This window comes from Pararobbsia alpina (genome assembly GCF_902859895.1).
GTDB classification, from domain to species: Bacteria; Pseudomonadota; Gammaproteobacteria; order Burkholderiales; family Burkholderiaceae; genus Pararobbsia; species Pararobbsia alpina.
In genome coordinates this window covers 1-13,255 of record NZ_CADIKM010000073.1, presented here as the reverse complement: position 1 = coordinate 13,255, position 13,255 = coordinate 1, and the positions used below count along the sequence as shown (strand labels likewise).

Annotated in this window: 9 protein-coding genes and 5 pseudogenes; 8 read left to right on the top strand and 6 right to left on the bottom strand. The window is 57.1% G+C overall.

The window, feature by feature from the left end; genetic code table 11:
• A partial coding sequence (locus HV670_RS27925) for a transposase (RefSeq protein WP_175108209.1) occupies positions 1-274 on the bottom strand: 274 nt, incomplete at its 3' end.
• A gap of 834 nt (positions 275-1,108) precedes the next feature.
• On the opposite strand from HV670_RS27925, the gene HV670_RS27920 reads away from it, so the two are divergent.
• Positions 1,109-1,384, top strand: a complete 276-nt coding sequence (locus HV670_RS27920; protein WP_175108208.1) for a hypothetical protein — start codon at positions 1,109-1,111, stop codon at positions 1,382-1,384.
• A gap of 1,235 nt (positions 1,385-2,619) precedes the next feature.
• Here HV670_RS27920 and ligD read toward each other — a convergent pair.
• Positions 2,620-5,130 (bottom strand): DNA ligase D, encoded by a 2,511-nt coding sequence (gene ligD, locus HV670_RS27915; RefSeq protein ID WP_175108207.1) that lies wholly within the window; start codon positions 5,128-5,130, stop codon positions 2,620-2,622.
• A 306-nt stretch (positions 5,131-5,436) separates the two neighbouring features.
• Between ligD and HV670_RS27910 the strand changes: the two genes are divergently transcribed.
• The 4 genes and pseudogenes from HV670_RS27910 to HV670_RS27895 form a co-directional block, all read left to right on the top strand.
• A complete protein-coding gene (locus tag HV670_RS27910) occupies positions 5,437-5,883 on the top strand; it encodes a DUF3597 domain-containing protein (RefSeq protein WP_175108206.1) in 447 nt (148 codons plus the stop codon).
• Positions 5,884-5,890: 7 nt separating this feature from the next.
• Positions 5,891-6,205, top strand: coding sequence for a hypothetical protein (locus HV670_RS27905; RefSeq protein ID WP_175108202.1), 315 nt, complete (start codon positions 5,891-5,893; stop codon positions 6,203-6,205).
• Between the two features lie 11 nt (positions 6,206-6,216).
• Positions 6,217-7,029, top strand: a complete 813-nt coding sequence (locus HV670_RS27900) for a YihY/virulence factor BrkB family protein (RefSeq protein WP_175108205.1) — start codon at positions 6,217-6,219, stop codon at positions 7,027-7,029.
• Positions 7,030-7,452: 423 nt separating this feature from the next.
• Positions 7,453-7,698 (top strand): annotated as a pseudogene (locus HV670_RS27895) (LuxR C-terminal-related transcriptional regulator); the annotation flags it as partial.
• On the opposite strand, the gene HV670_RS32460 reads toward HV670_RS27895, so the two are convergent.
• A complete protein-coding gene (locus HV670_RS32460) occupies positions 7,670-7,990 on the bottom strand; it encodes an IS66 family transposase (protein ID WP_425511479.1) in 321 nt (106 codons plus the stop codon). The pseudogene HV670_RS27895 and the gene HV670_RS32460 sit on opposite strands and share 29 nt — an antisense overlap.
• 68 nt (positions 7,991-8,058) lie before the next feature.
• Positions 8,059-8,308 (bottom strand): annotated as a pseudogene (locus HV670_RS32455) (IS110 family transposase); the annotation flags it as partial.
• A 29-nt stretch (positions 8,309-8,337) separates the two neighbouring features.
• On the opposite strand from HV670_RS32455, the pseudogene HV670_RS27885 reads away from it, so the two are divergent.
• A pseudogene (locus tag HV670_RS27885) lies at positions 8,338-8,716 on the top strand (transposase); the annotation flags it as partial.
• Between the two features lie 24 nt (positions 8,717-8,740).
• A pseudogene (locus HV670_RS31495) lies at positions 8,741-8,919 on the top strand (IS3 family transposase); the annotation flags it as partial.
• Between the two features lie 787 nt (positions 8,920-9,706).
• Here the strand turns inward: HV670_RS31495 and HV670_RS27880 are convergent.
• Positions 9,707-9,916 carry a hypothetical protein gene (locus tag HV670_RS27880; protein ID WP_175108204.1) on the bottom strand — a complete coding sequence of 70 codons (210 nt, stop codon included), beginning with the start codon at positions 9,914-9,916 and terminating at the stop codon, positions 9,707-9,709.
• A 346-nt stretch (positions 9,917-10,262) separates the two neighbouring features.
• Positions 10,263-10,844, bottom strand: a complete 582-nt coding sequence (locus HV670_RS27875) for a hypothetical protein (protein ID WP_175108203.1) — start codon at positions 10,842-10,844, stop codon at positions 10,263-10,265.
• 1,889 nt (positions 10,845-12,733) lie between these two features.
• Here HV670_RS27875 and HV670_RS27870 point away from each other — a divergent pair.
• Positions 12,734-13,255: pseudogene (locus HV670_RS27870) on the top strand (hypothetical protein); the annotation flags it as partial.

Here is a 13,255-nt window from a genome sequence, read left to right as displayed (position 1 = left end):
GCTTGGCGAGCAGCAGCTCGTGCAGTCGGTCCCACACGCCGGTTTCCTGCCAGTCGTTCAATCGTCGCCAACAGGTTGCGCCCGAGCCAAAGCCTAATCGCGTCGGCAAGTGGTTCCAGCGGATACCCGTCTTGAGCACGAACAGGATGCCATTCAGCGCCGCTCGATTCGATACGGGAAGGCGCCCCGGATTCTTCTTGCGTCGAGGTTTTGCTGGTGGCAGTAACGGTTCGATCAGTGTCCACAATTCGTCATCAGCGATCGGCGCTTCCATCCCTTGGGTTCCGTTGTTCAGATGTCCAAGGTTAACAGTTCGCCGGGAAAGTAAACAGCCCCATTCAGGTCTTTTTGAACTGGCCTCTAAGGCAATCATTGTTCTCTCGCGAGCCACCGCCGGCTTGACCACTGGACCAAAGCGCTGCTAGAGAGTCAATTGCGGCCGTTCGATCAGAGGAAGGCCGATCGCCGCCTACCAAGCCAAAGTGCGAATGGTGTCAATCGGGATGATCGGGAGTGCTATGTTGCGCCAACACTTAAAGTGAATAGGGGAGGCCGACGCAGTCATCGCTGTTGGGCGGTTGGCCGTCTGACGTGGTGAATATGCTGACTCGCGGTCATCTCACTACGAGGATTGAAGTATTCGCACCGCAATTGATATGGATTCGGCTCCTCCAAAAGTGCCGAAATTTTCGAGGGAATTGGTTGGCCTGTAGTCCCATTTTGCTGGTGGTTAAGTTAGGACATCGAACTATACAAATTCCCTTGACGCTCCAGGAAACTTCCGTATAATGGGTTTATTGCTGCAACGCAGCAAGTGTGTCGAGGGTTCTGAAATTGACCCATTTACAGCGCCTACCTTTAGGAGTGGTAAATGTTTCCTTATTTTTCCCCGGAGTCGTCCGTGGCTGTGACGTCGAATCTCCAAACGTTTATGAATGTGACGAAACGATATATGAACGGCCTCCACCCTGTCCGCCGAACTTCCGGAGAAAGCGGCGGCCTATACGCGGCATTTTCTGTCGATCGTCCGCGTGGGCGGCGACAATGACTACGTCCGGTCGTGACGTCCTGCTTGACGCTGTCCATCCGCGCGACGGAAGTCGATATCTTGAATGAAACACGCAGCTATTACGAGCAGTACGGCATTGACGTGAAGAGCGTGCTCGAATCGGCGCTACGTCAGAGTCAGTCGGCGTTGCAGGAGCCGACCGAGCATGTCTCAAACCTTATCGCAGCATCGACAGATGCTCCCAACGAAGCGGCTGCGAGCGCACTTGACGCGAACGCCCAAAAGATGACCAACACAAGCGCTTTGGCTGCCGAAGGTGAGCGAAAGGCATCCGAGGCTGCACGGCGACCCGCCAAGGCCGGCTCGAAGCATTAATTGATCGTTTGCCCTGTGTGTATGCCGTTGTTTTCGGCGCCCGCTTCACGCGGGTTTTTTATTGCGCTCCAGCACGCCTAAGGAAAACCGATGAACCCCTTGGATCCGCTCGACTCGTCGCACGACACATTCTGGTCGCTTTTAATGCTTGGACCCCTAGGACTCATGGCACCGTTCTCTATAGACCCGCAGACGACCGTAGCCAGCCCCGCGCTGAAAGCGCCACCGCGGCCGGTACGTCAGGGGGCGCCCCCCCACGACAGCGATGCCTCAGATGTGCAATTGCGCGTGGCTGAGTCCTCTGTCGAGCGGCTCCTCCCGGACGCCGAGGCTCCTCGACGGTTGATCAGCCACTTCGAGCACGGGGATGATACGCACCTCTTCAAGCTAGTTCCAGGCAGCTACACTGGCCAGCCCCTACCAATGATCGTCAACTCACATGAGGGAACGCAATGACCCAAGGCACGTGTCCTGCACCACCGTTCCCCGTGCAGCAGCAGAATCAACAGCCCGGCCTCACCGAGCCGATGGATCCGCAACCAAATCACGGCGAAAACACCTACGTGGGCAGCGGGCGTCTCGCCGGCAAGGTCGCGCTGATCACAAGAAACCGACGCCGACACCGGCCCCGACACCGCCGCCCATGCTGCCGCCGCCAACGCCGAAGCCAACACCGGTGCGGGGCGCGTAATATCCGGGACCATATCTGTACTCGGGTTCACCGTGCCCATAACCGTCTGATTGAGGGACAACACAGCCCGCGAGGCCGCCCCCTAAAGCCAGTATGACAAATAGCCTCATCATGATTCCCCCCGTACGTTCAGACATCCCGCGCTGGAACATGCTGCTTTCGGAAGGGGTGTCGGCCCGAGCGACTCCGCCACATTCCCTTTGTAGCAGCGCAAAAACGATGCCCACGCGAGTTTCGTCCCAGGGGGGCATTTTTTTCGGCGCTACGTTGTGGTTCACGGCCTGTACGTACACTGGGAGCGGTTGACGGGTCAAACAGCCATCGGGGTGGCATCCATACGATTAACCCAGCATTGCCCGCAGCTTAATGAAATTGAATCCGAGGACAACAAGAGACTGGCGAAGGCCATGCTGAATGACGCAGCCGGAACGGAAGGCCGGGAACGGCGGTGAATAGCTCGTCAGCCCAGAGAAGGGATGTACAAGTTGCCGCAGTGCAGTACTCGCATCGTTCCAGACCGCTTCGCTATCCGGCGAGGGATGTTTCATCGCAGCCGCTTTATTGCCGACGCCAACGATTGTCTTGTCGTCCAGTACGCTTCCCAAGGGTCTTGCGTTTGAAAACTGAGATACTCTCTCCCTGTCTGCACCGTCCACTGCGCACCGCTTTTAAGGTCGGACAGTTGCTCCCAGGAAACTGGCATCGAGACACCCATCCCGGGCCGCGTCCGCGCGGAAAATGCAGTGACGGTGGTCTGCGCCTTCCCGTTGCGCAGATAGTCGACGTAGACTTTTTCGATTCTGTTTGCTGCCCCCGACGTCGCCGAAAAGCGCTCGGGAATTGTTTTTGCCAAATGGCGGACGAACGCCTGCGAGAACGACTTCACAGATTGGTAGTCGAGCCTTGGCGTCAGCGGCACGACGACATGCAGCCCCTTGCCGCCGCTCGTCTTTAGCCAGGCTTTCAGGCCCAGCTCCTTAAGCAAAGTCTGGACAAGAAGCGCTGCCTCCTGAATCTGCCTCCATTTCACGCCTTCGCCCGGGTCAAGGTCAAAGATGACCCTGTCGGGCCTGTCGAGGCGTCGAACCGTCGAATTCCACGTGTGAAACTCAACGACGTTCATTTGGGCCGCCGACATCAGCGCGTCCACCGTGTCGACGGTCAGCAGCGGCGGGTGATTCAGCCACAGATTGCGGTCATGCGCATTGAGACCGGGCATGCCCGTCCTTTCGGCGTGCTTCTGGAAAAACAACTCACCGGAAATACCGGTCGGTGCGCGCACCATCGCCAGCGGTCGGTCCTTCAGGTGAGGCAGCATCCACTGGGCAACGCTTTCGTAGTACCGGGCCAGGTCGAGTTTTGTAACGCCGCTCGACGGGTCAACGATACGCTCAGGGTGCGTGACTTTGACTTGAGAAACGGGAGCAGGCTTTAGCGTTTCTCCGGCCTCGCGGACGACGCGGCGCGCCGGCTTGTCGGCGCGCAGTCCCTTGAACGACGCCTGTCGCACGATGCCATCCGCAGTCCATTCGGCAAACTCGACTTCGACAACAAGGTTGGGGCGAACCCAGCGCTCGCCGCCGGCGGCACGCCTGGACCAACGCCGCGGCTTTGACACGGCGACGTCAAACGGCGCCGTATCCACTTCGAGCGGAGTTACGCGGACCCACAAGTCCCGGCCAGTGCGCGCGTCCCAGCCGGTGCCGACGCTGCCCGCGTCGTGAAGCTTGTCGCCCACGTAGTACCCGAGCAGCAGGCTGCCGACCTCTCCGTCCTTGCCTCCCCGAGCGGTGAAGCCGCAGATGACCAGTTCCTGCCGCAGCCGGCACTTGGCCTTTAACCACGCCTGCGTCCTTCCCGACTCATATCGCGCGGCGCGGCGCTTCAGCATCAGGCCTTCGAGCCCCAATCCCGCGGCGGCTTCGAATACCTGGGCGGGCGGAGCCTGGAAGTCCTGACTGAACCGAATGCGGTCGCCTTCGTCTTCGAGGAGCTGCGAAAGCAGCGCGCGCCTCGCCCACAGCGGGACGTCCCGAAGGTCCTTCCCGTCAAAGTAAGGCAGGTCAAAGAGAAAGTAGACGATTTCTTGATTCGCGGCACCGTCTATCGCGTTCTGGAGAGCGCCAAAATCGGGCAGGCCGTCTTTGAGCACAACAATTTCGCCGTCCAACCATGCGCTGGAGACAGGGAGCTTCTCGACTTCTGCTGCCAGACCCGCGAGCTTCCTTGTCCAGTCGTGCCCACCGCTCGTGAAAAGACGTACGCGCCCCTTGTCGACGCGAGCGAGCATGCGGTACCCATCCAGCTTCGTCTCTGTTATCCAGTCGCCCCTCACCGGTAGGGACGACGCAAGCGTCGCTCGCTGCGGCTCAAGTCTGGCGGGAAGCCGCGCGCTAACTGCGGCAGACAGGTCTATCTCGACCTCTTTATCATGTACTGGCCGCCCGGCTTTAGGCTCCCGTTCTTCAATGAGCCCGAGAGGCTTCGTGGTGACGCTGTCGGGAAGCGCTTTAATGACGTCGTATTCCGCAAGCGGCTGCGCCCACTCGTCGCGCTTCTTGAAGAGCATCCACTGGTCTTGCTTGTCCTCCGGCTTCGATATCCGCACCAGTTCCCACAAGCCCGCGAGCTTCTCGCCGTGAAGCCGGAAGACCAGCTTGCCGCCGTTCATTCCCTTTTTCGGGTCTCCGACAGGCTCCCACGTCCCGCGGTCCCACACTATCACGGTGCCGGCGCCATATTGCGCGCGGGGAATCGTACCCTCGAATGTCGAGTACTCGACCGGATGGTCCTCTACGTGAACGGCCATCCTTTTTTCCTTGGGGTCGTAGCAGGGCCCCTTCGGTACGGCCCACGAAAGTAGCACGCCATCCAGTTCGAGCCGGAAGTCGTAGTGGAGCCGGCTCGCCCAGTGCTTTTGCACGACGAAACCCGGATGTCCGAGAACGACTGATGCGTTCGCACCCGACGGCACGGGTTCGGGCGTGACGGGGAATTCCCGCATTTTCCTGTAGCGGGAAAGAGGTATAGATGTCGGGCCGCGCGCTGAGAACATGACTGTAGGCGAGTCCGATGGACAATGTCCGGAGCTGTCGGGCCGCAACGGACGATTCAGTCGGACCCGTAGGAAGCCATGCGCGGAAAAACGCTCCGCGAAAGCGTCGCTAGCGGGACAGGTGAACCGAATTCGATTGCGCTGCAAAATTAGCCCTTTAAAAAACTATCGCTTCGGTCGCTGAACACAGGATGTCCTCGCGTTCCAAACGCCCAAAACAACGGTGCGACGGTCTGACAGGCATGCCCATTGCGCGATGAAAAGCGCCTGCCCGAGCAAGCGGCCCTCAATACTTTGGAGTGACAAATGAGCATCTTCTCGACCATCTTGAATAAGATTTTTCCTCACGACCATCCTGCCACTGCATCCTCAGCCTCCGCAGCTGCTCCGGTAGCGGCAGCCGCATCAACACCCACAACAGCGCCAGCTAATACCCCGTCGACGCCATCAACCGCTGCGGCGCAGTCTTCACAACCGTCGGCCACCCCGATGCCGACGGTCGACGTCGAAGCAGTTCTTACCCGTAAGCAGGAAGGTAACAGCCAACAGCTGAACTGGCGCACATCCATTGTTGACCTCCTCAAACTTCTCGAGCTGGACAGCAGTTTGAATGCACGCAAGCAGTTGGCCTCCGAACTTCACTATACCGGCAACACGGAAGATTGTGCCGCCATGAACGTCTGGCTGCATCGGGAGGTCATGCAAAAGCTTGCGGAAAATGGTGGCAAAGTACCGGAGGGGCTTAAAGCCTGAGCGCGTCTTGGGGCGTAAGCTCGACAAAACATCCAACCGCAGCAAGTTTACAGCACTACCCAACATGCCGTTGCCAGTTCTAAAAAACGACAACGCGCTGCAACCTCGTGCTGCCCATCTCGGGAATTACCTTGCACTTTCGGTCCTAGCTCAAGGGAAACATGGCGCCAACACCGGAAGCGCAGAACCCGACCATTCCGAGGGCGTTGTGGACAAGGCGGTCGAAGACTCATTTCCGGCAAGCGACCCGCCGGCTACCGGTGGAACCACACGGATAGAGTCCGAGGAAGGCGAAGAGACGGACGAAGACTCTGCTAAATGAAGGAGCCGATAATGGATAGCTCGGAACGCGCCTCTCGTAGTTTTTCAGCCCAACGAGGTTTCATGCCCGTCGCGCGCGGGGCTGTTACGGGGTTCGTAGCAGACCGGTGCACCACTCTTGGTTCCAGCATTGCCTTCTACTCCGCCTTTTCTCTTGCTCCGACCCCCGTCATCGTCCTCGCGGTTGCAGGCTGGTTCTTCGGAGCGGACGCTGCCCAGGGGCGGCTCTTTGGGCAGATAAAGGACATCACTGGTCCGGAAGCGGCGGGCGCCATGCAAGCTATCGTTGAGCACGCTCATCGATCGAGCGGTAGCGGCATCGCCGCTACGCTGTCATTCGTGCTCTTGGTGGTCGGTGCGTCAGCCACCTTCTCTTCGTTAAACACTGCGCTGGATATCGTCTTCAAGGTCAAGTCGCCGAAGGGTATTTCCGGTCTAGCACTGCTCTTGCGCGCCCGCGTGGTTTCGTTCGGGCTGGTTATGGGCTTCGGTTTCCTGCTCGTCGTCTCGCTAGTCCTCGACGCCGCGATACAGACAGTAGGGCACGCGGTTTTGGGCAGCATTACGTTGACGGTTGTCGCGGCCGTTGCTCAGTTGATTTGTGGACTGGTGGTGATGACCGGCGGCTTTGGCGCGCTCATCAGGGTTGGCCTGCGCCATGCGCTGGTTGGCGGGTTGGTATCAGCGATTTTGTTTTCCGTCGGCAGGCATCTGTTCGGTCTTTATCTTGCACACGCGGGGACGGCCGGGTTGTTCGGAGCGGCCGGGTCGCTCGCTGTACTCATGATGTGGCTGTATTTCTCAGCAGCGGCGGCGCGGAGGTAACAGCCTGTCTCGAGCCCGCTTATGGTCACAACGCTCAGTCGCGGCATGACGAGCCCCTAGCGTCCGACAGAAGCGGGCATTGACGCGCAGTTGGCGACTCTGCATTTTGTTCCCGGCGCTTCTGTCGCGGGAACAGGTGGTGAAATTTGATGGCAAAAGCAGACACCACATGACACCGTTCTTCCAGTAGAAGACGATGTGCATCTACTTCCTGCGCTCGAGACGCTTGTTGGCGACGGTGGCTCGGCATATGCCTTCGCGCCGCTACTCGTTAGTGGCGCGCAACTAGGTCCGGCCCGTTGGCGCAAAGGTTTTTCCAAGGAACCGTCTATGGCGCGCTTGAACGCGGCTTCGGGGCCGATGATGCCGAGGCTGGTCAATATGCCTGGTATTTGCCGCGTGAAGACTACTGGTCCGCCCCGAAACCTGAGCGAAATCACGGTCAAGGTTCACCGCGGACAGGTCATGCGCAAGATGAAGGCGCGCTCGATGCCCGACCTTGTCCGCCAGGCCGAATCTCTGGGTGTCAAGCCCGTCCGCCCGACGGCGGACATCCGAACGCTGTCGGGCAAATCCGCGGCCGAAAACATGCGATTCAGCAGATTCGGCGAGGCCCTCCTGGTGTTTCGAGAGTCAGTGGTCACACGATATCGCTCGGGAGCAACGTAATCATCCACGCTCGCATGTTGTCGAGCAACGGCTGCGTCTGCGCCTGGCGAGTCGCAAGTCGTTGATTGGGTGGCTTCCCGCGAATTTGCGTCTCGATCGCGTGCAACTCTCCGATGCGCTTTACCGCTTCTCCCGCGACGGGCGACGGGTGTCGGATGCGATTAACTGATGTCATAGAACTTGCGTCGAACATGAGCCCAGCATGCCGCCTCGATACGTACGCCATCGGCATACAGATACGTACGCCATCGGCATATATCTTGTCGTAGCCTGCGAACCCGTCGGCATGAATCGTCCGGTAGTCCTGTAGATGTCCTTGAGGATGTTCGCCCTTGCGATCGGGGCTAGTAGTTCATCCACAGCGTCGGTCGGATCTCTGGATCGGCGCATCGCACGATCTAGACGATTGACTTCGAGCACCTCCTCAATCTCATGGTCGCGCAGCAGCCGGGCCAATCCCGCTCCATATGTCCCGGTTCCTTCAACCCGGCGCGACGTAAAGGGCCGAACGAGTTCGCCCACGTCAGCAGCTATCGGTTGGTACAGATAGCGTTCCAAGAAGTTTCCCCGCTCCGCTGATCACGGCTCCGACATGCGCATCAAGGTGCATCACAGGTGGGCAGCCAGTGAAGTGGACTAAGTCAGCATGCCACACGAGTTCGCGAGCGATTCGGCGTAGGCCCGCAGACCGCTGCTGTACTGATTGCTCTGGCGGGCGACAATCCCGGAGCGCCTGAAAAGCGAAGCCGCGTTGGCGGCGCTATACGGCACAAGTCCGTTGCAAGCGTCGTCTGGAAAAAGGGTTCGCCACCGTTTGAACAGCGGCGGTGACCGGGCTACCAACAATGCCTTATGGACGATTGCCATGGTCGGGATGCGCAGTGATCCGCGTACCCGCGCCTACGTCGATCGCCGCACAAAGGAAGGTATGTCAAACGAGGATATCCATCGCTGCCTGAAGCGCCATATCGTCCGAGAGTTGTATCCGCTCATCCTGGCTGATTTGGCCGATTCGACGGCTGCTGCTCGACATAGGAGCGTCAACGCGCCGATGGAAAGCTTCTTCCATACCCTGAAAACGGAGCTAGTCATGCATTGCGACTACAAACCCGTGAGCAGGCCCGCTCCAGCCTGTTCGAATACATAAAAGTGTTGAATAACCGCCAGCGGCGTCACTCGACGATGGGCCACGAAGCGCCGGTGCCCTTCAAAGCATTGACCAACGCCAAATTCAAGGTGTCCACGATTTGTGGTAAGTTCATTTCCGGCCATTCGCCTAAGCATTCACCTGGACGTTCGAGCGTTCGCTCCGCCCCGCCCGGTATGGAAGCCGGCCGTCCTACGATCTGCGACGGGAGGCTTCAATAACGCAATGCCGGCAATCTCGAAGGCTATGTCGCCAGCCGCGGGAAGTTGAGTTGGCTACCAAAGCCGCAGAAGTTCCGCTACTCGATCTCGAGATCCTTCCCTCCATGCGCGGTGATAGTTCGTTCCGCGAGGATGAGGATTCCGCTCGAATCCAAATGCACGGTATCCGGCGTCATACGCCGAAAGTTCGAGCGCATCCATCTTGTCGGGTCCGACCATCCGAAGCCACCATTTCAGGGCCGTGAGTATCATTGCAACGCGATTCATAAGCTTCTAATCCTCGGGATAGGCTTGTATTACGGGGATCGAATCGCGTCTTATTTCGCGAATTGTGCTACTCATAACCCTATGAGACTGGACACTATCAATTTGTGAGAACCGTTGTGCCATGAGCCGGAAACACGACCATCGGCAACGAGTCGAACATGAATACGTGGTGCCGCCAGCCCAGCCATCGGATCGGGCCGTTTGTGGTTGGGCGTAAACTGTAGCCGCGCGATTGGCTTCGCAGGCTCTAATACAACGCGTTTGATGTCGTGTGTCATCGTCTAACGGTTCACCACTTCAAGGCCAAGGGTTGTATCTTTTTTAAGCGTCGTCCCGGCCTTGAGACCGCTTCTTTGGCCATTGGCGCAATAAATCAGTTAACGTCCAGAACTAGTGCCTCAGTGCCATCCCCAACGAGACCGTGCGGCTCTATCAACAGTGTATAGCCGTCGACTGCCTTGAACTGTCCATCCCATGTCGCGAGAACGGGCAAGTCAGGATCGAACTTCTGCAGTTCCGCAATTACTTCAGACACCGTCATCGTTTCGTAGATGCGGCCTTTTCCCGTTTGTAGTTTTACCACGCCTGCCTCCGGGCGCCCGTCGGCGCAACAGTCGCGCGATCTTCCACTTACTCACTCATAATAGATACCGCGCTTGCTTACGGCGTCGCATGTCGCACTCAACCACCAACAAACCGCCATCGATACTCGACTCATTTCCAGCAAGTCATTTCGCGGAGTCGCGTCCAGCGGCGCCATTCCCCAGTCGTCGAGCAACAAGAACTTCACCCGGCACGCCATTGAGGTCAAATTTGCCGTCCATCACTTCGAATATGACGAATGCTCCGCTAGCAATAGAAGAAGTCCAAACCATACTACTCAATGGCGAAGCAATTCGAACCAGCATCGTTCCAGCAACTTATCTGGCTTAATTTTCTGGAGGTGCGGAAGGGAATTGGACCGGCGGCGGCGACGCACCCGCCGATTCCCGGCTATAGGTTCGAAACCCACCGGCCCGCGGTTCAAAAATGTGAAACCACGCTATCTCACCGCTCGAGGTGGGATTCACCGTCTTCTGCCGAAATCCTGATGGTGCCACCACTTTTGGTGACACCTTAACGCGTTGCGTATCTGCCGAAACGGCCACCTGTCGAGCTTGCCCGAAAATACCAAATATCAACATGAAAGCTGTAGCGCTAAGCACCATGCTCTTACCGGGACCCCAATCTTGGCGATCGCTTGGCGCGGTACTCCCGGAGGCAGAAACAGGAACCTCGACGGCCAGACCGTCAACCGAGTGCGCCGGCGCGCTTTTGTGTTTATTTCCACTTTCTTCGAAACCTTGAGACTGAGGCGAATGGGCGAGTACGGAAGAATAGGTGCCCTTCGATTCAGACCATGTAACCACGTCTGCTGGCACAAGTATGCCATCGGCTCTTGGATGCGTCGAAAGCGTCATTCCGCTAATATTATTCAAAGCTTGTCGGTTAGGGCGGCCTAAATACTTCATGTGAACCTCCGCTCAAAAATACACGATCAATTTAACTTAAGACCAGTCAGGCTATGAAACTAGTCCATCTAGTCACCAGCCGTTGACTTTCAATAGTTGCCGTGCATACACCCCGTGACCAACCTTTGGCTCGAACTACCAGCGTATCTCGTTAATAAACGATCCCGTGTTCACAGTCTTGTCTTTGGTTTCCCCATTCGCGGTAGCCTCTATACGATAGCTCGCATCAGGCAATGCAAAGAGGCCTCGGGGGCCTAAAGCGACGAAATCTACGAGCACTCGTCCGTGCCGGAACAGCTTCACCTGGATTGCTTCCGTCGAAAGCAAGCTTGGCGTGACAAATAGAACGCCCAGATTATATTGACCACCATCCGGCGTATTAGCCGAACTTAAATTTTGCGCGCCGCAAACAAATGTAATCACGTAGGAATTGAACGCAGAGTCATCAGGTCCGGCCCCTGCGGGGAGCGTGACGTGAAAACAAGAAAATATTGCAATGTACCGTCGGACGTCGGAAAATTTTTCATTTAGAGCATCCTTACCTTGCCTGCAGCTTAGACGGCTGACTTTTCAAACGCAAGTGTCCATTTGTGTACAAAAGAACTTTGAACTCCGGTATACTGTAAGCGCATGTAAAAATTATTGGCCCGTTCATAGTTTTCTTGGATAACCACAGCGCCGGCAGTAATTAACTACGTAACACAGACATGCTCAGGAACCGTTATCGCCGTAGCGATCGACCAATCAGCAATCCTTAAAAAGGACGGAGAGCGTGGGATACCGCACAGAATCCGGAAGTTAGGCGCCTGGTTTTCAAAGTTCTCCAAGCCATAACCGCTGAAGCAGGTATGTGCGCTTCTTCCATTTTTGGAAACTAATGGAAGTTCCGCACGAAACCCAATGAGATCAGCGCGATGGGGGGATATACCCCTGTTTCATTTGTGGAACAAGGTTTGAGCTTGGTTGATATCGGAGTTTTTATCGGTGCGTGGCAATCTTGCGTCAAATTCGTCTGCCGACCGCAAGGCAGCTTTGAGGCCGTCGAACCGATCCGGCGTGGAATACGCGGATGTGCCAGCACGAATGCCGCCACGAGCGGATTTCAGTACGGTGCTAAAACGTGGAGCTTGCTCTATTCGATCCAATAACAGGCGAACTCAAACGGATCGGACAGCTCCCTGTGGAGGTGCAGTATTACGTCTACAATCTTGCCTATGTGCAGGCGGTCGATCGATTCCCCGTACTCGCGACGTCAATTCGCGGGGACGCCGTGGCTATGCTGATCGTAGCTGAAACAAGGTCCTCGCCGATTTAGTGGGGAATCACAGGCGTTGCGGGATATCCCGTTTCATCGAACACCATGCACTTCGTTTCACTTAGGCCATCGGGCCTCAGTAGGCGGATTTTTTAACTTCAAAACGGTGCGTGAAGAATGAGTGAGAGGGTGTAAACAGGCGACGTTGGATACAAACGTGTTGGGAGACCGATGAGGAGCGGTCTGTCGGCGCTCCTCGTGCAGCAATATCCCGTTTTTTCGCTTGGTCCGGTTTCGGAGCGTTGTTAGGCGAATCATGCCATCACGGTGAGGCTGTGCGAGGCGTGTGGCTGTAATTGGACCACGAACGAGGATATTGCGTGCCACACTGAGCGAACCTTTCATCTTCATCGGCCCTCGGACGATGGTAGAACCGATGATGCTCATCGGCCCTGTTGCGACAGGCTCGGCTTGGGGTGTTCCGGGACAGATGACGATCGAAACCAGGAAGTGCCTGCAACGGCGCCCCACATGAGCGCAACGGAACTGTTTCACGCAGTCTCCTGACAGGGGACGCCAACACATTTCGTCAGGCAATTGCCACTGCCGATCAAGTAATCCTGTAATCGAGACTTTGAACTTTCTCGACGGTCTGGCTTCTCGCCTTCAGATTGAGTTGCATTCAACACCACCCTGTTTTCCGTTGAGTATCGCTGCATGGGAAGCCATTGACGAACCAAACGAGACTGGCCTAGGAATTTCGGCTTTTCTACTCGATGACAAATCTGTGACTGACCGAGGAGCCCAATTGAATCGATTTCTCACGCTGCAGGGATCATCCGGCGCATATGTATCGAAGTTCATCAATCTGTTGTTTCTCCTCTTCGCGTATCTGCTGGCGGCCGGTGCCGGCTTCAACGGATTCGTCACCAAATACGGCCTTCACGACATGCCGGATTCGTTCGAGGCCACTCAGCGCTACTCTTTCGGGCGGATAGTGGACCAAACCGCGGAGCGGCCGTTTGTCTATCGGCAGTTGCTGCCGATCATCGCGCGTGGCATCGAGAACTCGATCGCGCCGGAGCGACGCGACGCGGTAGGCAAGCGCATCGTTGCGGCGCTCGATAGCAACTGGTCGCTGAAGCACACCTTCGGT